This window comes from Stenotrophomonas sp. STK16_22 (genome assembly GCF_051984505.1).
In the GTDB taxonomy this organism is placed as follows: domain Bacteria; phylum Pseudomonadota; class Gammaproteobacteria; order Xanthomonadales; family Xanthomonadaceae; genus Stenotrophomonas; species Stenotrophomonas maltophilia_A.
The window spans coordinates 2833023-2852406 of sequence record NZ_CP196972.1 but is presented as its reverse complement, the minus strand read 5'-3'; the positions used below and the strand labels follow the sequence as shown (position 1 = coordinate 2852406).

Below are 19384 nucleotides of genomic sequence, written 5' to 3'. Positions count from 1 at the left end.
CATCATGGAGGATCCGGGTGTTGCCCAGTAAGAAGTATCTGCTCATCGCCATCATCACGCTGGCGACCCTGCTGCTTGGTTTCGTGTTTTCCGGTTACCTGACCCTGTTGTTGCTGGGGTTGGACACCAAGCTGTTCACCTGGAACACGTACTACCAGTATTACCACGCCATTGGCCAGCCGCAGGTCGCGCCGTTCGTGGGCAAGATCAAGTGGGCCGGTTATCTCGGCTTCGGCCTGCCGCTGCTGGTGCTGCTGGTGACCGGCCTGGTGCTGCTGCTGAAGAAGGACAAGCGCTCGTTGCACGGCGACGCGCGCTTTGCCACCGGCGCCGACCTGTCCAAGCACGGCATGTTCAAGAAGACCGGCCAGAGCATCGTGGTTGGCAGCCATGGCGGCAAGCTGGTGCGGCTGGACGGCCAGCAGTTCGTGATCCTTGCAGCGCCCACCCGCTCGGGCAAGGGCGTGGGCGTGGTCATTCCGAACCTGCTGGAGTACGGCGAATCGCTGGTGGTGCTGGACATCAAGCAGGAGAACTTCGACCTGACCAGCGGCTGGCGTGCCAGCCAAGGGCAGGAGATCTACCTGTTCAATCCTTTCGCCGAAGATCGGCGCACGCACCGCTGGAACCCGCTCAGCTATGTTTCCGATGACCCGGCGTTCCGTGTCTCGGACCTGATGAGCATCGCCGCGATGTTGTATCCGGACGGGGCCGAGGACCAGAAATTCTGGGTCAGCCAGGCGCGCAATGCGTTCATGGCCTTCACCCTGTATCTGTTCGAGAACTGGGATGACGAGCGCAGCAGCGGATTCCCGGGCGGCTCGGGCACGCCGACGCTGGGCGCTGTCTACCGGTTGTCATCGGGCGACGGCACCGATCTGAAGAAGTACCTCAAGGCCTTGTCGGAGCGGTCGTTCCTCAGTGGCAACGCACGTTCGGCATTCGCCAACATGCTGTCCCAGGCCGATGAGACCTTCGCCTCGATCCTGGGCACCTTCAAGGAGCCGCTCAATCCCTGGATCAATCCGGTGCTGGACAAGGCCACCAGCAGCAACGACTTCCTGCTGACCGATGTCCGCAGGAAGAAGATGACCATCTACATCGGCATCCAGCCCAACAAGCTGGCCGAGAGCCGATTGATCATCAACCTGTTCTTCAGCCAGTTGATCAACCTCAACACCAAGGAACTGCCCAAGTCCAACCCGGACCTGAAGTACCAGTGCCTGCTGTTGATGGACGAATTCACCTCGATCGGCAAGGTCGAGATCATCGCCTCGGCGGTGTCCTACATGGCCGGTTACAACATCCGCCTGCTGCCGATCATCCAGAGCATGTCCCAGCTTGATGCCACCTACGGCCGGGAAGTGTCACGCACGATCATCACCAACCACGCACTGCAGATCCTGTACGCGCCGCGCGAGCAGCAGGACGCCAACGACTACTCGGACATGCTGGGCTACACCACCGTCCGCAAGAAGAACGTCACCCATGCCCGTGAGAAGACCCACAACTTCACCGAAGAGCGGCGTGCACTGATGCTGCCGCAGGAGCTGAAGGCGATGGGGCCGGACAAGGAAGTATTCCTCTACGAGGGCATACCGCATCCGGTGAAGTGCGACAAGATCCGCTATTACAAGGATCGCTATTTCACATCGCGGCTGCTGCCGAAGGTCGACGTTCCGATGCTTAACGTCTAATTCACGTCGCTAAATTTGTGACGTAGATTCATATTCACCGACGTGAAACCGTGAGATGAGTCAAAAATTCGGCATCTGTTCATAGATTTTCAGACTTGTCTGACATGGAATTGACGCGTGGTTGTGTAACTCTGTGTGCGTCATCCAGAAGTGTGTGCTGGATGCCAAAAGTTGTAACGCAGGGTGGCCAGGAGTTTGTGCCATGGAAACAAGGATGGTTTCGACGTTGGTGAGGGTGTGCGGGTGTGTCGTCGGCAACGTCTGGCGGCCCCGCGACCTGGTTGGCAGCTTTCGGGCTGCAGGGGAGCCGGGGCAGGTGTGCTGCATGCCAGCGCGTCTCCCCGATTCCGGCGTGCGCCATGCAGCGCCGGACGGCCAGGGAACCAACGCTCGGGACTGCTTTTTCGTACGTCAAAGTGAAGCCCGTATGAATCAGGCGTTTATCGCGAAAATCTCCATCGCCGCAGTCGCGGCGCTGATGGTGGCAGGGTGTGCCACCAAGTCCGCCCCCGATTTCGGTGGGCGCTGGAAGCCGGTCAACCGCTTTGCCGTGGCGACGACCGAGATCCCGCTGTATTCCAGCTACGTCTACCAGGCCTCGCCGATGGATGGAACGCTCAAAGCCATGCTCGAGCGCTGGGCCAAGGATTCCGGACGAACACTGGACTACCGCCTCAGCTCGGACTTCACGCTGTATGGCGCGGTCTCGAAGATCGACACCACCAATGCGCAGCAGGCCGTGATCGATCTGACTTCGGCGTATTCGGCGCAAGGCATCTCCGTCTCCATTGTTGGCAACCAGATCGTTGTGCAGAGCGCTGGCTCGACGCCCACCGCGTCGGCGCAGAGCGCTGATTCCAACAGCGGCACCTGAGTCCACCTCGAAACCATCGAACGTGCCGCTCCCCGCGCCTGTCGCAGGGGCTCCATGCCCATTGATGTTTCAGCAGTACGGAAGAATCCATGTTCCGCAAGAAGGATCCCGGCAACAGTCCCAAGGTCGAGCAGTCGGTCGCCAAGGCGGTCAGCTACGAGATCACCGTGGCCGACATGGCGCGTCGCAGCGAGCGCCGTGCCTGGTGGGTCGCCACGGGCTCGTTGCTGATGTCGCTCGCACTGGCGGGCGGCTACTACTACATGCTGCCGCTGAAGGAGAAGGTGCCGTTCCTGGTGATGGCCGATGCGTACACGGGTACCGCGACGGTCGCACGCCTGAGCGGGACCTTCCAGGGCGAGACGATTACCAGCAACGAAGCGATCAATCGCAGCAATGTGGCCCAGTACGTACTGGCGCGCGAGTCGTACGACTCGGCGGTGATGGGCCTGCGCGATTGGGAACTGGTGTTCGTGATGTCCACCGATCCGGTGGCGCAGTCCATGCGCGTGCGCTATGCCGGCAACAACCCGCAGAACCCGTTCGTGATGTATGGCCGCGAACGCGCCATCCGGGTCAAGATCCTCAGCATCACGCCGCTGGGCGCCGAAGCGAACGGCAGCTTCCGCGGTGCGTCGGTGCGCATCCAGCGCAGCCTGTTGGACAAGCGCACTGGCGTTGCCACCTACCTGGACAATCAGCTGGTGACGATGCGCTTCGGCTACAACCAGAACCTCGCGCTGTCCGAGCAGGATCGTATCCTCAATCCGCTGGCCTTCCAGGTCACCGAGTATCGCGTCGACAACGACTATTCCCGTGGCGTCCCGGTGCCGGATGACGGCGCCATGCAGGCGCAGGCGCAGCAGGCTGCACAGGCCGCGCAGCAGGCACAGGGCGTCTACGATCCGAACAATCCGGCTGCGGCCACGATGATCGATCCTGCCACCGGCCAACCGGTCGCGGCTCCGGTCAACGGCCAGGTGCCGGGTCAGGCGATGCCGGGCCAGCCCGTACAGGGTCAACCCATGCCGGGTCAGCCGGTGCAGGGGCAAGTAACGCCGGGGCACGCCATGCCCGGACAGCCGGCCATGAGGCCGGCGCAGAACAATTCCACCGGAACTGCTGATGGAGCAAGCAACCGATGAGTAGTCGAAATATCAGGGGAAGCGCGCTGGCGCTGCTGTCGATGTTGTCGCTGTTGTTTTCAGCAGCAGCCATGGCGCAGGCGGTGGACCACTACGAGTACGAGAAGGACCGCATCTATCCGGTTCGCACCGGCCTGGGCCTGACCACCCAGATCGAGTTGAGCCCGAACGAGAAGATCCTCGACTACAGCACCGGCTTCAGCAGCGGCTGGGAGCTGACCCGCCGCGAGAACGTGTTCTACCTCAAGCCGAAGAACGTCGACGTGGACACCAACATGATGGTGCGCACCGAGACCCACTCCTACATCTTCGAGCTGAAGGTGGTAGCCACTGACTGGCGCCAGCTGGAACAGGCGCGTCGTGCAGGCGTGCAGTACAAGATCGCCTTCGTCTATCCGAACGACACCGTGTTCGGCGTCGCCCAGGAAGCGGTCGAAGAAGAGGCCAAGCCATTGTTGAGCTCTGAACTGGCCAAGGACCGCCAGTACAACTTCAACTACTCCTATTCGACCAGCAAGGCGAAGAAGATGGGATGGCTGATCCCGGTCAACGCCTATGACGATGGTCGTTTCACCTATCTGAAACTGCCGAATTCGCCGGAGTACAAGACCGGCATCTTCCCGGCGGTTTTCGGTCGCGAAACGGAATACGGTGAAGACTTCGTGGTCAACACCACGGTTGAAGGCAATACGCTGATCGTGCACGGGACGCACCCGTACCTGGTCATCCGCCACGGCGACTTCGTCGTCGGCCTGCGAAGGAACGTGAAGAAATGAGCCAGCAGAACACTCCCGGAAACGACCCGAACAACGGACGCGACGAGAGCCAGAGCCCGTATGGCGCACAGGGTGCCCCGGACGCGCCGTCGAATCCCTACTTCGGCACGGCCCAGGCCGAGCCAGCGCCGGACCTTGATGCGGCCGCGCCGCAGCTGCGCTCGGCCGAAGAGCAGCGGTTGAATCGCAAGGCCCTGCTGTTCCTCGGCGGCATCGTGCTGCTGCTGATGGCAATGGGCTTCCTGCTGTTCCGCAAGGGCCAGGATAGTGATGACGCCGTGCAGAAGGTGCCGGATGTCGCACGTGCCAGCACGCCGACATTGCCGGACGTTGCGCCGCCTCCGCAGGCGCCGCCGACTGCCGCCGAACCGATTCCCATGCTTCCGCCGATGCCACAGGACGAAGGTCCGAAGCTGGTGCCCATCGCATCCCGGCCGGAAGCCATGGGACCCCGTGAGCCGACGCTGGTCGAGCGCCGGATGGCTGGCGTGGATGATGCCGCGCTTGCGGCAGGCAATCGCGCGCAACCGCAGCGCAGTGCGCTCGACGAACAGACCCGCCAGGCGCTGCTTGCGAACATGATGCCCAACCAGCAGGGGCAGCAGAAGATCCGCCGTGGGCCGGATGTGGAAGACGTTTCCAGTGCCACCTACATCCAGAGCCCCGATGCGCTGCTGGTGCGCGGCACCTACCTGCGGTGCGTGCTGGAAACCCGCATCATCACCGATCTGGCCGGCTACACGTCGTGCCTGCTGACCGAGCCGGTGTACTCGATCAACGGTCGCAACCTGCTGCTGCCCAAGGGCTCCAAGATCTATGGCGCCTACGGCGGTGGTCCGATCGGCAAGCGCGTGGAAGTGATCTGGGATCGCATCACCACCCCCAATGGCATCGATGTTGCGATGTCCAGCCCGGGCGTGGATCAGCTGGGCGGCGCCGGTCATCCGGGCCAGTACAGCGCGCACTGGGGCAGCCGTATCGCCTCGGCGCTGATGATCAGCCTGATTTCCGATGCCTTCAAGTACGCGGCTGCCGAACACGGTCCGGAGACGACCACCATCGCCAACAACGGCATGACGGTGCAGTCGCCCTATGAGAGTGCTACCGCACGCACGATGGAGCGCCTGGCCAACGAGGCACTCAGCAGCAACCGTCGTCCGCCGACAGTCACCATCAACCAGGGCACGATCGTGAACGTCTACGTCGCCAAGGACGTCGACTTCACCAACGTGCTCCACCCCCGCCGGTAACCCAACGAACGATCATGGACGCCGAAGTGTCACCCCTCGCCCTCGTCTCCAGCGATTTCCTGCGCTATCAGTACGAAGTGCTGGGCATCGCCGAGTACATGACTTCCCCGGAAGTGACGGAAATCTGCATCAACCGTCCCGGTGAGCTGTACCTGGAAACCCGGGCGGGGTGGCAGCGGGTAGACGTGCCGAGCCTGACCTTCGAGCGGGCCCGGCAGTTCTGCACGGCCGTCGTCAATGAGAGCAATACCGGCCAGCGCATCACCGATGCTGATCCGGTCGTCTCGCTGACCTTCCCGACCGGGCAGCGTGCGCAGTTCGTAATTCCGCCTGCCTGCGATGCCGGCAAGGTTTCGATCACTATCCGCCTGCCGTCCAAGCACACCAAGTCGCTCACCCAGTACCACGAGGATGGTTTCTTCAACCAGATTCTGGAACAGGATGGCAGTCTGAGCGAGCAGGATCGCGAGCTGCTGGAGCTGCGCCAGCAGCGCGAGTACGCCGAGTTCTTCCGGCGTGCGGTCATGTACCGCAAGAACATCGTGGTATCCGGTGCGACCGGCAGCGGCAAGACCACCTTCATGAAAGCGCTGGTCAATCATATCCCCGACAACGAACGCCTGGTCACGATCGAGGATGCGCGCGAGCTGTTTCTGACCCAACCCAATGTGGTGCACCTGCTGTACTCCAAGGGGGGGCAGAGCACCAGCAATGTCAGCGCAAAGAGCTGCATGGAAGCCTGTCTGCGCATGAAACCCGAGCGCATCATCCTGGCCGAGCTGCGCGGTGACGAGGCGTTCTACTTCATCCGCAACTGCGCATCGGGCCATCCGGGCTCGATCACCAGTTGCCATGCCGGCAGCCCGGAGCAGACCTGGGATCAGCTGGCGCTGATGGTCAAGGCCTCGACCGAAGGTTCGGGCCTGGAATTCAACGTGATCAAGCGACTGCTGATGATGACCATCGACATCGTCGTGCATATCAAGGCGCACGCAGGCTCGCGCTATATCACCGGTATTGATTTCAATCCTGGGCGTGCCCAGGGGCAGGAGGGCTGACCAATGCTGCCAGGACTGGAAATGATGGCGTGCCCGGAAATGGCCGTCTCGATGGACGTGATGCAGCACGTCATCAACGTGGAATCGTCGCGCAACCCTTACGCCATCGGCGTGGTCGGCGGTGCCTTGGTGCGCCAGCCCAAGGCCCTGGACGAGGCGCTGGCCACCGTTCGCATGCTGGAGGAGAAGGGCTACAACTTCTCCATTGGCCTGGCCCAGGTCAATCGCTACAACCTCGGCAAGTACGGTCTGGATTCCTACGAGAAGGCCTTCCAGCAGTGCCCGAACCTGCAGGCCGGTTCGCGCATCCTCGCCGAGTGCTACAAGCGCTCCGGTGGTGACTGGGGCAAGTCGTTCAGCTGCTACTACTCGGGCAATTTCGAGACCGGCTTCCGTCATGGTTATGTGCAGAAGGTCTATGACTCGATGCGCCGTGGGCAGCAGCTTGCCAGCAATGGTGTTGCACCGATCGACGTGGTGAGTCGCGGCGAACGCCGCAGCGTGAAGGTCGAGCATCACCCGCAGCTCGCTTCGCCGGCGCAGGCGCGCATCGTTGCGCAGGCGAGTGGCCCGGTGTACGTGCCGTCGGAAGATCCGGCACGTGCGTATGTCGTGTATCCGTCCACCGGTGCAATGGCGCGGGGCAGCCTGCTGAACATCGCCGACCAGGCGCTTTCCAAAGTGGTACTGGGCTCGGTGGATCGGATGATGCAGCCGCAGGCGCAGCCCACCCAAGGGGCCGCCTATCCGCAGCAACAGGCCGGTGGCCTGCCTCAGCAGCTGCCTCAGCAGGGTCCGGCGCAGACAATGGCCATGCCGCAGCAGTTGCCGGGCGCTGCCAGCGCCGGCAGCGAGGGGCCCGTGATGCTGCGGCCCTGGAGCGAGCGCAACCAGCCTGTGGCCGGTGGCGAAAATTCATTCAATGCACCGGTGCAGGCTGCGCCGTTGCAGCAGATTCCCGCAGGGGATGCGGCCTTCGTGTTCTGACGAAGTCGTGGTGCGGCCAGTCCCCCGGCTGGTCGATTCAGTTGTGTTAGTCCATCAACAAGGAAATCAATCCATGAAGCGATCCAATCTCGACCTCGTCCAGGCCCAGCGCACGCTGAAGACCCTGCTGATGGCCACGATCTTCGTTGGCGCACTGTTCGCCCCGCAGGTGTTCGCTACCAACACCGACTTCGGCGGCACCGACAAGAAGGTCTGCGGTTTCTTCTCCAACATCAACGGCCTGCTGAACATGGCCTCGATCGCCGTGGTGACCATTGCGGTGATCTTCGCCGGCTACCAGATCGCTTTTGCTCACAAGCGCATCAGCGACGTCGCGCCGATCCTGATCGGTGGCGTGCTGATCGGTGCCGCCGGCCAGATCGCGCGCATGCTGCTGGGTGAAGGCAGCGACGGCAAGTGCGGTGCTGGCACCAGCACGACCTACTACCTGATCAACAACGCGATTCAGTACTACAGTGCATAAGAACGTCCTGTTCCGCGGTTGCACGCGCCCAGCGATGTTCCTGGGCGTGCCTTATCTGCCATTTTTCATGGTGGCAGGCGGGCTGTTGCTGCTCAGTGTGTACACGAACTTCTGGTTCCTGCTCACCATCCCGGTGGCGATCTTCATCATGCGGCACATGGCCAAGCGTGACGAAATGATCTTCCGCCTGCTGGGCCTGCGACTGATGTTCAAGCTGAAGGTGCGCAACGTGCCGGAACACGATGGCATGTGGGTGTTCAACCCCAATCACTACCGCAACAAGCCGGCCCGAATGGATTGAGGTCCGGATCCGGCCTGGCGGGCGTCCGCGCTCGCCAGGTCTCTTGAAACTCCTTGGCAGTACCTCTTTGGAAGCAGTCGTATGTTCAGTCCTGACACCTCCATCAGTGAGTTCATCCCGTTGTCGTCGCATGTCGCCCCGAACGTGGTCAAGACCACGGGCGGCGACTACCTGCTGACCTGGCATCTGGAAGGGCTGCCGTTCGTCGGCCGAGAGGAGTGGGAGCTCGAGCATCGCCACAACACGTTCAACCGCCTGCTGCAGACCCTGCGCGCACCGGACTTTGTCAACGTGGCTTTCTGGGTGCACGACATCCGTCGCCGCCGCACGCTGAAGGGCAAGAGCAGCTACAAGCAGCGCTTCAACCAGGACGTGTCCGACCAGTACATGGGCATGCTGTCCTCGCAGCGCATCATGCAGAACGAGCTGTACCTGACCATGATCTACCGCCCGGTGGTGGCGGGTAAACGCTTCGTCGAAAAGTCGGCGAACGTGGACAAGCTGCGCGCCGAGCAGGAGCAGGCGGTAGAGAAGTTGATGGAACTGGCCGGCAACGTCGAGGCCGTGATCCGCGACTACGCGCCGTATCGACTGGGTATGTACGAAGCCAAGAATGGCGTTGTGTTTTCGGAAACGCTGGAGCTGTTCGGCTACCTGATCAATCGCATCGACGAGCCGGTGCCGGTGCTTTCGGCACCGATCAAGGATTACCTGCCGGTCAGCCGCCATATGTTCTCGGCTAAGACGGGCGATTTCGCGATCAATACCCCGAATGGTGCCAATCACTACGGCGCCATTCTGAACATCAAGGAGTATGCCGAGGGGACCTATCCGGGCATCCTCAACGGTCTGAAATATCTGGACTACGAGTACGTCATCACCCATTCGTTCAGCCCGATGGGGCGTCAGGATGCGCTGAAGGTGCTCGACCGCACCAAGGGCATGATGATCTCCTCCGGCGACAAGGCGGTCAGCCAGATCGTCGAGCTCGACCAGGCCATGGATCAGCTGTCGTCGGGCAACTTCGTGCTGGGTGAATACCACTTCATCATGGCGGTCTACGGCGACACGCAGGCCAAGCTTTCGCAGAACGTCGCCTCGACCCGTGCCGAGCTATCCAACGCCGGATTCGTGTCGACCAAGGAAGACCTGGCGGTTACCTCGTCCTTCTATTCGCAGCTGCCGGGTAACTGGCGCTACCGCACTCGCCTGGCCAATGTCAGTTCGCTGAACTTCCTGGGCCTGTCGCCGCTGCACAACTTCGCCACCGGCAAGCAGCACAACAATCCGTGGGGCGACTGCGTCACCACGTTGCAGACCACCAACGGCCAGCCGTACTACTTCAATTTCCACGCGACCCATCCGTCGGAAAACTCGCTGGGCGAGAAGGCGATCGCCAACACCATGGTGATCGGCAAGTCCGGTACCGGTAAGACCGCGCTGATCAACTTCCTGCTCAGCCAGGTGCAGAAGTACGAGCCCTCGCCGACCATCTTCTTCTTCGACAAGGACCGCGGTGCTGAGATCTTCGTGCGTGCCTGCGGAGGTAACTATCTGGCCCTGGAGAACGGCGCGCCGACCGGCTTCAACCCGTTCCAGTGCGAGAACAACGAAGCCAACGTGCAGTTCCTGGCCGACCTGATCAAGGTGCTGGCCGGCAAGCGCGAGTACAGCGCCCGCGAGGAAGAAGACATCTACCGCGCCGTGGAAAGCATGCTCGATACGCCGATGCATCTGCGCAGCATGACCAACTTCCAGAAGAGCCTGCCCAACATGGGCGACGATGGCCTCTACGCGCGCATGCGCCGTTGGATATCGGGCAATTCGCTGGGCTGGGTGTTCGACAATCCCGTGGATACCGTTGACCTGAGCAAGGCCAACATCATCGGCTTCGACTACACCGACATCATCGACAACCCTGAAGTGCGCGTGCCGGTCATTAATTACCTGCTGCACCGCCTGGAGTCGCTGATCGACGGCCGTCCGCTGATCTATGTGATGGACGAGTTCTGGAAGATCCTGGATGGCGAGGGTGGCCTGAAGGAGTTCGCGAAGAACAAGCAGAAGACCATCCGTAAGCAGAATGGTCTCGGCATCTTTGCCACACAGAGCCCGGAGGACGCGCTGAAGAGTGATATCTCCGCCGCCCTGATCGAACAGACCGCTACCCTGATCCTGCTGCCGAACCCGAATGCCAGCAAGAGCGACTACATGGATGGCCTGAAGTTGACCGAGGCCGAGTTCAATGTGGTTACCGCCTTGGACGAGCGCTCGCGTTGCTTCCTGGTCAAGCAGGGTCATGCGTCCAGTGTCTGCCAGCTCAACCTGCGCGGCATGGACGACATCCTGTCGGTGATCTCGGCGTCGACCGACAACATCGACATCATGCATCGTGTCCTGCAGACCGCCGCCGTGCGTGCACGTGTGACGGTGGATGAGCTGACGCCGGAACAGTGGCTGGAAGATTTCTACAAGAACCGCAAGGGCTCCGGAAAGCCCGCATCCAACAGTAAGGAGGTTGCAGCATGACTGTCGCAACGGACGTGAACGCAGCAAGCCCCTTGAATTCGATGGAGAAGAACATGGAAACCACTGCCCGTACTGCCAAGACGCCGAGTGCAGTCTCCCGGCTCCGTTCCACCGCCATGGCGATTTCCGTCGCCGCATTGCTCAGCTTCCCCGTGAAGGGATACACCATCCCGGTGGTTGAGGTTGGCTTGAATACCTTCAACAGCACGCTGACTGAGGTCCATACGCTTGCCGCTCAGGGGGAAGCCTTGCTCGAGTACAGTACCCAGGCGCAACGGTTTCTGGAAACAACTCAGAACTGGGCGCAGAAGCTGGCGAAGTTCAATCAGATCATCGCCTCGCCACTGATGCCTCAAGGCGTGAAGCTGGAGCCGGTTCCGCTTGAGTGGAATGTCGCCGAGCGCTGCGGCGCCGGCAATATCATGAGCCTGAGCGGTATCCTCACTGCGTTGGACTTGAGCCCGGGTGGGGACATCATCGCCCAGCAGCGCAACATCTGCGCTGCAATCCAGGTCATGGAGAATCAGAAGTACAACGAGACCGTGGAAGTTGTGCAGAAGACGATGCCCGACATGCGCAAGGTGCTGGACAGGATCAAGGATATCCGCGATCTGTGGAGCGGCGAGGGTGCGATGGCAGAGGCCTCCGCGAATGCAGTCGTTTCTGACGCCTATATGCAGGCGGATTTTGCGACCTGGGAAAAGAAGACTGAAGGGTATGACAAGCAGATTCAGGCGCTGACCAAGATGCAGCAGATTCTTGCGCAGCGCGCATTGAAGGGTACCGGTCAGTCACCTCTCGGTACCGTAGTGAAGGCCGCGGCACTGAAGGCAGCGCTCTCCAACTGATTAGACGCTGCTCCGGTCGAGCTGCAATCACATTCTAGGTGAAGTTATGGATCTTGGGCTGATGGATGGCATGTTGGGGCAAGGCCCCCTGCACATGCTGCAGAATCTGCACGCGTCATCCTCAATTGGTGACTTTGTGTTCTTCCGGCTGATCCTCGATTACCTGCATAAGGAAATCGCGGAGTACGGCGTCAAGCTGCTTGGACGCATGATGGCGTGGGTCGGTGGCATTGCACTGACTCTCATGACGCTCTGGGTGCTGATTCAGGGTTTCCGGATCGCCACCGGTCGCAGCCGCGATTCGATGATGGTGCTCGTGACCAACATGGCCAAGGCTGCGCTGATCGTGTCGGTTGCCACGACCATGGGTATGTTCGGTCGCGAGATGCATGGCTTTCTCATCAATGACGTGAAGAACGAGATTACTTACGTCGTGACCGGGAAGAAGGACTCGCCGGAGGATCTGATCGATGAGAACCTGGGCTACATGCAGCTGGCGCTATCCAGCGTTGACGCGCTGGACGTGATGAGCGACGTGACGCTGGACAACGCCAAGACCCGTGCCATGTGGTTCATTGGCATGGGCACGGGTGGTCCGGCAGTCACGGCTGGCTCAATGCTTTTGCTGTATGAGGTCGCGCTGGCATTGTTCATCGGCCTGGGGCCATTATTCATCCTGTGCTTGCTGTTTGACCAGACCAAGCAGCTGTTCCAGAAGTGGCTGCTCTACGGCATAGGCACGATGTTCTCCATGGCGGTTCTGGCAGCGATGACCGGCATCGCGATGAAGATGGTGTCCAAGGTTGCGTTCGCCTTCTGGGGAAGCACGTTGACGGGCACGCTGATGGGTCAGAATTTCAGTGAAGGTATGTCGAGCATGGCACTGCAGCAAGGCGGCATGGGCCTGATCCTGACCACGCTGATTCTGACTGCGCCCCCAATGGCGGCGATGTTCTTCCAGGGAACATTGGGCAGCTTCATGGCATATTCGCAGATAGGCGGTAGTGCAGTACCGGCATCGCCGGGCCCGAATGGTCAGCCGCCGGGTTCGACGGGAGGCGGACAATACAAGCCGAACGCACCGGCGACTCACGAATCTCAACCGATGGGTGTAGGCTCTGCAGTCACTCCGAGATTGCAGGGTGCCTTTGACTCTCCGCCACCATCGTCTGGGCTTAGAGGAAATGCGAATGGCAGCGTTGCATAGCGAGTTCGATATGCATGATAAAGGTGGAGTTGGCGGGCGATGAAAATTCTTGTATCGCAAGCGATTCTCGCCAGTTCTTTGATCTTGGGCGTGGCATATCAATCCTTTGCCGAAGGTAATTGCCCTCCTGGTTACTACCCGATTGGGGGGCAAGGGGCACGGGGGTGTGCGCCTATACCCGGGGCCGCTAGTGGAGGTGGTACCACAGCGGAGATTCAGCTTGCCAGTCCTACTGGCAAGTGGGTGCGAACCTGGGGGGCGATAGCGTCTTCCAAGAACACTCAAGACGCAGGAGTGTCGACGGGAAAGAGAGCCAAAGAGCTGGCAGAGCAAGAGGCTCTTTCCAAGTGTGCATCGGGAGGAGCGCGTGACTGCAAGGTCGATTTGGCCTACTTTAATCAGTGCGCTTCTTGGGTCGTTCCAAGTGGGCGTTCTGGGGGCGGGCAGTCGGGAGTGGGTGGTGGGCCCACGCCGGAGCGAGCGCTATTTGTGGCCCAGTTAATGTGCAGGAATGATCAGCCGGGAAAATGTGTGGAGTTCTATGCCAACTGCACGAAACCGATTTTTGAGGAGTTCTAGTTCTCTTAAATAGTTAATTGATGGCCTCGGAAATTGCCATGCCAAATAGCCGCTGGTGGGCGCTATTGGCGATTCGCCTTCTACGAGCGATAGGGCGTGAGGGGCGCCACGTGTGGTGCTGTACCGCGTTACGACTCAAGCGGCAGCGCCGTGTGTGTTTCATCGAGCGACTGGAGCTGCCGGCTTCGCGCGGTATGTGCTCTGATGGAGTGCAATGTAAAGCGGCCTGTTCCGCTTGTTCTGAGTCGATCTATGAGACGAAGGAAATGTCAATCGCGGTGCCGTCTAGCTGGTCCAATGAGAAGGGGGTGAGGACAGTTTCATGAATGGAGCAAAGCAATGGGTGATTCTTTTCTTCTTTCTTCTCGTCTCATTGACCGAAGTTGCGTTCGCTGAAGGCAATTGTCCGCCAGGGTATTATCCAATTGGAGGTCAGGGCGCCCGAGGTTGCGCCCCCATTCCAAGTGGCGCACCGAGTAGCACATCGAGTGGCGGGATTTCCGAATTGCCCGCAAACTCTCCTACTGGGCGATGGACCAAGACATGGGGGGCGATTGCTGAATCGAAAACGACTCAGGACGCGGGCACCTCTGTCGGTAAGCGATCCAAGGAGGAGGCTTCTCGTGAGGCAATTTCAAAATGCGGATCAGCTGGTGCCGCTGATTGTTCGGTTAGCTTCACGTATCAAAATCAGTGTGTCTCGTGGGTCATTCCAAGGGGGCGTTCTGGCGCAGGTCGTGCCGGGATTGGATCTGGTCCCACGCCCGAAAGGGCAAAATTCAACGCGCAAGCCATGTGCAAGAATGATCAGCCGGGATATTGCGAAGAGATCTATTCGGACTGCAGTAAACCGATATTTGATGAGTTCTAAGTTGCAGGCTTATGTCGCGCCCTGATATTCCGGTCCATTGATGTGACCGGCATCGCGATGAAGATGGTGTCCAAGGTTGCGTTCGCCTTTTGGGGAAGCACGTTGACGGGTACGCTGATGGGTGAGAATTTCAGCGAAGGTATGTCGAGCATGGCACTGCAGCAAGGCGGCATGGGCCTGATCCTGACCATGCTGATTCTCTGACTGCGCCGCCCGATGGCGGCGATGTTCTTCCAGGGAACATTGGGCAGCTTCATGGCATATTCGCAGATTGGCGGTAGTGCAGTACCGGCATCGCCGGGCCCGAATGGTCAGCCGCCGGGTTCGACGGGCGGGGGGGCAATACAAGCCGAACGCACCGGCGACTCACGAATCTCAACCGATGGGTGTAGGTTCTGCAGTCACTCCGAGATTGCAGGGTGCCTTGACTCTCCGCCACCATCGTCTGGGGTTAGAGGAAATGCGAATGGCAGCGTTGCATAGCGAGTTCGATATGCACGATAAAGGTGGAGGTGGCGGGCGATGAAAATTCTTGTATCGCAAGCGATTCTCGCCAGTACTTTGATCTTGGGCGTGGCGTATCAATCCTTTGCTGAAGGCAATTGTCCGCCAGGGTACTACCCGATTGGAGGTCAGGGCGCCCGAGGTTGTGCCCCCATTCCAAGTGGCGCACCGAGTAGCACATCGAGTGGCGGGATTTCCGAGTTGCCCGCAAACTCTCCGACTGGGCGGTGGATAAAGACTTGGGGGGCAATCGCCGAGTCCCGGTCTACTCAGGACGCAGGAGCATCGACCGGCCTTCGATCACAGCTAGCGGCAGAGCAAGAGGCGTTGCGGAAGTGCAGTTCAACGGGTGCCGCCGATTGCTCCGTCAGTTTGGCGTATCGAAATCAGTGTGTGGCTTGGGTCATTCCAAGTGGGAAGACGGGTCGTGGAATGTCGGCGCTGGGGCGTGGTGCTACGCCGGAAATGGCGCTGATAATGGCGCACTCCAAGTGCAAGAATGATGTGAGCGGGAAGTGCGCGGTGCTGTATGAAAACTGTACCAAACCTATTTTTGAAGAATTTTGATGTAAATGTGTCGGCGGGCACGCTGGTATAGTCTCGAAGAATGTTGTCGTTGGAGAGCCGCTGCATAAAATGCTGCGCGCCTACTTCCGGCTGAATGTGTCTCATCAGTCTCTTCTACTGCGCTGATGTTCACTGGGACGAAATACGTTAATGCTAGTACGGTAAGCTGGGCAACTTAGACTGCCTTGCGCGACTGCAGAGCTGCGGCGGGAGCACAATGCAGATCCGTCTACGTCGCGTGTGCTATTCCACTTTTCAAGAGATATCAGGCGTACGCGGCCGGACGCTGCCCGAGGCGGAGGAAAAGGCAGTGGGAGAATGTATCGACGCCGATGCGAAAGCCTGTCCTCTGGCATTCAACAACTGCATGTGAAGCTACAGGCGATTTTGGGGTGTTGCGCCGCCTGCGCCCGTCTTGCTTCGTGGATGCGGTCCCCGATTCTGTGACTGGTAGCGCCATTTCAAGCTTTCGCTCTTCGACGCAAGCGACCTCCTCGCGCTAAGCTCTCCTGGCGCCGGAAAAATGGCGCTTCGGCGCTACGATTGCAGGAGCTTTCCCGTCCATGAGGACCCTGTCCCTCCGCTCAACGGGTGACGCATGCCACCGACGCTGCCATGGTGCTCCCGGAGCTATCATCCGCACCTGCAGGGTGACTGGCGCGACTGGGCAACGCCACTATGCCCGCCTACGACGCGAGCATCGGCGGGACGATATTGAAGGAGTGGGAGGGGATGGAAGACAGGGTTGGCGCACACATGGACGATGCCCTGGCATTTGTTCCGTCCGGTGCGAACCTGCTGGAAGCCGTCAGGGGCGAGCTCAACGGCGATGGCATCGAGTATCAGCTGCTGGTCATCGACCAGCCGACGCCGGAAGGGCTGGTGCCCGGCCAACACGGACCGAACCGGGTGCTGCTGTTGCTACGCGGTGACGGGCGCGGGCGCTGGCAGCTGGCCGCGCGCAACGACAAGCTGGTGCCGTGTTCCACCCGAGGTGGCTTGGCCGGCGACCCTTTTGCGTATGCAATGGTCGAGGAGGGCACCTTCAGCGTGATCACCAACGGCGGTAGCCGCGAGCGCTGGAGCAGCACCTACCGGTTCCGCTATGCGCCCGCGGACAAGGCCTGCTGGGTGGACGGGGTGAGACGCAAGGTCGTGGATATCGAGACCGAAGCGACCAACATCCGGGATTACTCGGTGGCGGAGCTGGGCAGGGTGCGGTTCGAGGACTTCGACCCGTCCAGTGTCGCGGAGGTGTCGCTTCCATGAGCCAAGCTCCAACCGGCGGAAGGGAATCCGCGCTGATGAAGATTCAGGAGTTGCACTGTGTCGACCGATAGAGAGTCGCAGCTGTTGCGGCAGGCGACCAAAGCCGGCATCGACTCCCCGCTTGAACTGGCCAATTTCATGGCCCAGGCAGGGCACGAGTCGCGCGGCTTGAGCCGGCTCAATGAAAGTTTCAACTTCACCCGGGGAATCTCGCAGATCCCGGTGGAAGCTGCGTGGCGCAATGGCAACGCTGCGTTGGAGAGCGCCCGCCAGGAAGCGCTGCGTGGCCGCCCGGAAAACCTGGCTGAGCTGATGTACGGCGGACGCATGGGCAATGATGTGCCCGGCGACGCATTGAAGTACCACGGCCGCGGCTATCTGCCGTTGGTCGGCAAGGAGAATTACGAGCGTGCCGGCAAGGCGCTGGATCTGGACCTGGTGAATCAGCCGGAACTGGCCGCGCAGCCCGAGCACGCAGGCCGTATTGCGGTGTGGCAGTGGCAGACGCGGGTACCGGAGGCGGCGCGCGAGGATGTGCGCGAGGCAACGCATGCGCTCAATGGCGCGTTCAATGGCATTGAGGCTCGCCGGCAACGCTTCGAGGTCTGGCAACAGAAGCTGACGCCGGATGTGATGGCGCGGCTGGAGCGGGGTGAGGTCGGTGCGCCGGCGCAGAGTGTTCCCCGAGACATGTCGCAGACCGGTGAGCCCGGCAACGCGTTGTTCGAGGATGCACGCCGACGCCTGCAGCAGATGGGAGCACAGAGTGGACTGCGCAGCGCACAAGAGCTCGACAATACCGCTGGCGCATTGGCGCTGGGGGCGCATAAAGCCGGCCTGTCGCGTATCGATCATCTGCTGGCGGGCAACGACGGGCGCACGCTGTTTGCGGTGCAGGGCACGCTGGGAGATCCGGCGATGCTGCGTGCGTCCGTTGACCGGGAGCAGGCCGCCCAGCAGCCGCTGGCGCAGAGCAGCCAGCAGTTGGCTGCCAGTGTCGCCCAGCAGGACCCGGCGGCCGCGCTCGCCCGCGAGCAGGAGCAGCGTTCTCGATCCCTGTAACACCTGATGCCGGCGGGCAGGGGACCCGCCGGCGCTTTACGTACGACGCGTGGCGCCCTGTGGCGCCGACATGGAAACCCACTCGGAAGGACACCACATGCGAATCGTTCCCTCGAATGCCCGGCACGCCGCTGTCTGCTGCAATGCATCCGTGCGCCGCCTGCCGCCGCTCTGGCTTCTGTCACTTGGACTTGCCGCGGCGTCGGCTCAGGCTCAGGAGACAGCGGCGCCCGTCGTGGAGGCGCCCATCGCCGCCGAGGCGATCGTTGACGCGCCTGCAGGGATGGCACCTGTTGCAGCGCCCATGGCCACCGAAGCCGTTGTCGCGGCGCCGGCTCCCGATGTACCGGCTGCCGTGACACCTCCTGCGACACCAGTGGTGGACGCGCAGCCGGCGCCGGCTGCAGACCCGACGCATGTGCCCGTTGCACCCGCAGCGGCGGCGCCTGTCGCTGCACCGCCTGCTGTCGTCGAGCCAGCCGTCCCGGCGGTAGCTCCCGCGCCACCCGCCTTGGTCATCGCGCCGTTGCCGCCCGAGCAGGCGACCGAGCGTGCGCTTGGTGCCCGCTGCCCGGTGGATCTTGCTGGGCGGCTGGCGGCCCAAGGCGAGCTGCTGATCGGCGCCTGCCAGGGCACGATGCCGGCGCATCTGGCCGCGCTGCTGGTCGCGCTGCCCCAGCAGGACATCCACCTGCCGCGCAGCTGGCGCGAGCGTGAGGTGCAACAGAAGGTTTGGTTCAAGGCGGTGCCGGGCTACGGCCAGCGCCCGGACTTCATCGCGCGGATGGGCGACATCTGGGTGCGCTCGCTGGAAGGACGCGACGCCGACAGCACGTTCTACCTGGTGTCGGCACCGTTCACCTGCAGCGACCGGGTCGCCAACCGCGATGAGTACGGCGCGGAGCCGGTACGTGTGCCAGCGGGTGACTGTCGCGAGGCCTATGTGGCCCAGCGTGTGTACCAGGTTCGCGGGGACGCCGCGCCGAGGGATGTGACCGCCGATGCCATGCCGGCCATGCCCCAGGTGACGGAGGCCGATCGTGCGCGGCAGCTGTCGCGCGACGGCCGGATCAGCCTGGACCACAGCAAGTTGCAGTACGGCCCGGCCATGCGCTGGTTCGTGCAGTACCCGGAGACGGCGCAGAAGGTCGGTCCGCGTGCCTACAGTGACTGGAACCGCGAGCACCTGGCCTTTGTGGTCTGGACTGGGGATCGCTTCGAGCTGCGTGAGAAGGTCGCGCGGGCGCAGTGGCCCTGTGATCCGGTAGCACCGGGCGATCGCGCCTGTGGTGGCTTCCCGGATTCCGGGCCGGATCTGTTCGTGACCGCCGGTGCGTCCGCGCCGGTCGCGGCCTCCAGCCCCTGAGGCAGAGGGC

At 61.4% G+C, this 19384-nt stretch carries 19 protein-coding genes; all 19 read left to right on the top strand.

The window, feature by feature from the left end; genetic code table 11:
- The first annotated feature begins 17 nt into the window (after positions 1-17).
- Positions 18-1697, top strand: a complete 1680-nt coding sequence (locus tag ACSYAO_RS13275; RefSeq protein ID WP_049463033.1) for a type IV secretory system conjugative DNA transfer family protein — start codon at positions 18-20, stop codon at positions 1695-1697.
- Positions 1698-2124: 427 nt separating this feature from the next.
- Complete coding sequence (locus ACSYAO_RS13270) at positions 2125-2571, top strand: hypothetical protein (RefSeq protein WP_049422460.1); 447 nt, start codon at positions 2125-2127, stop codon at positions 2569-2571.
- Positions 2572-2660: 89 nt separating this feature from the next.
- Positions 2661-3716, top strand: a complete 1056-nt coding sequence (locus ACSYAO_RS13265) for a virB8 family protein (protein ID WP_049463034.1) — start codon at positions 2661-2663, stop codon at positions 3714-3716.
- Entirely contained in the window at positions 3713-4492 is a 780-nt protein-coding gene (locus ACSYAO_RS13260; RefSeq protein WP_014037652.1) for a TrbG/VirB9 family P-type conjugative transfer protein, read from the top strand. Before ACSYAO_RS13265 ends, ACSYAO_RS13260 begins: the two co-directional genes overlap by 4 nt.
- Positions 4489-5742 (top strand): TrbI/VirB10 family protein, encoded by a 1254-nt coding sequence (locus ACSYAO_RS13255; RefSeq protein WP_049463035.1) that lies wholly within the window; start codon positions 4489-4491, stop codon positions 5740-5742. Before ACSYAO_RS13260 ends, ACSYAO_RS13255 begins: the two co-directional genes overlap by 4 nt.
- A 14-nt stretch (positions 5743-5756) precedes the next feature.
- Entirely contained in the window at positions 5757-6800 is a 1044-nt protein-coding gene (gene virB11, locus ACSYAO_RS13250; RefSeq protein WP_049463036.1) for a P-type DNA transfer ATPase VirB11, read from the top strand.
- Positions 6801-6803: 3 nt separating this feature from the next.
- A complete protein-coding gene (locus tag ACSYAO_RS13245) occupies positions 6804-7787 on the top strand; it encodes a lytic transglycosylase domain-containing protein (RefSeq protein WP_049463037.1) in 984 nt (327 codons plus the stop codon).
- Between the two features lie 73 nt (positions 7788-7860).
- On the top strand, positions 7861-8271 hold the full coding sequence (locus ACSYAO_RS13240; protein ID WP_010484857.1) for a TrbC/VirB2 family protein: 411 nt from the start codon (positions 7861-7863) through the stop codon (positions 8269-8271).
- Positions 8264-8572, top strand: coding sequence for a type IV secretion system protein VirB3 (locus ACSYAO_RS13235; RefSeq protein ID WP_080347493.1), 309 nt, complete (start codon positions 8264-8266; stop codon positions 8570-8572). Before ACSYAO_RS13240 ends, ACSYAO_RS13235 begins: the two co-directional genes overlap by 8 nt.
- Positions 8573-8653: 81 nt before the next feature.
- Positions 8654-11101: a VirB4 family type IV secretion/conjugal transfer ATPase gene (locus ACSYAO_RS13230; protein ID WP_049463038.1), complete on the top strand. Its 2448-nt coding sequence runs from the start codon at positions 8654-8656 to the stop codon at positions 11099-11101.
- A complete protein-coding gene (locus ACSYAO_RS13225) occupies positions 11098-11949 on the top strand; it encodes a hypothetical protein (RefSeq protein WP_010484866.1) in 852 nt (283 codons plus the stop codon). Before ACSYAO_RS13230 ends, ACSYAO_RS13225 begins: the two co-directional genes overlap by 4 nt.
- A gap of 61 nt (positions 11950-12010) precedes the next feature.
- Entirely contained in the window at positions 12011-13156 is a 1146-nt protein-coding gene (locus tag ACSYAO_RS13220; protein ID WP_010484868.1) for a type IV secretion system protein, read from the top strand.
- A 39-nt stretch (positions 13157-13195) separates the two neighbouring features.
- Positions 13196-13735: a DUF4189 domain-containing protein gene (locus ACSYAO_RS13215; RefSeq protein ID WP_080356581.1), complete on the top strand. Its 540-nt coding sequence runs from the start codon at positions 13196-13198 to the stop codon at positions 13733-13735.
- Between the two features lie 322 nt (positions 13736-14057).
- A complete protein-coding gene (locus ACSYAO_RS13210) occupies positions 14058-14606 on the top strand; it encodes a DUF4189 domain-containing protein (RefSeq protein ID WP_080356582.1) in 549 nt (182 codons plus the stop codon).
- A gap of 42 nt (positions 14607-14648) precedes the next feature.
- Positions 14649-14810: a hypothetical protein gene (locus ACSYAO_RS13205; RefSeq protein WP_010484874.1), complete on the top strand. Its 162-nt coding sequence runs from the start codon at positions 14649-14651 to the stop codon at positions 14808-14810.
- 318 nt (positions 14811-15128) lie between these two features.
- Positions 15129-15677 (top strand): DUF4189 domain-containing protein, encoded by a 549-nt coding sequence (locus ACSYAO_RS13200; RefSeq protein ID WP_080356529.1) that lies wholly within the window; start codon positions 15129-15131, stop codon positions 15675-15677.
- Positions 15678-16409: 732 nt separating this feature from the next.
- On the top strand, positions 16410-16946 hold the full coding sequence (locus ACSYAO_RS13195; protein WP_010484878.1) for a hypothetical protein: 537 nt from the start codon (positions 16410-16412) through the stop codon (positions 16944-16946).
- Positions 16947-17003: 57 nt separating this feature from the next.
- Positions 17004-18008 carry an XVIPCD domain-containing protein gene (locus ACSYAO_RS13190; RefSeq protein ID WP_049462136.1) on the top strand — a complete coding sequence of 335 codons (1005 nt, stop codon included), beginning with the start codon at positions 17004-17006 and terminating at the stop codon, positions 18006-18008.
- Between the two features lie 97 nt (positions 18009-18105).
- A complete protein-coding gene (locus ACSYAO_RS13185; RefSeq protein ID WP_329916225.1) occupies positions 18106-19374 on the top strand; it encodes a hypothetical protein in 1269 nt (422 codons plus the stop codon).
- The last annotated feature ends 10 nt before the right edge of the window (positions 19375-19384 follow it).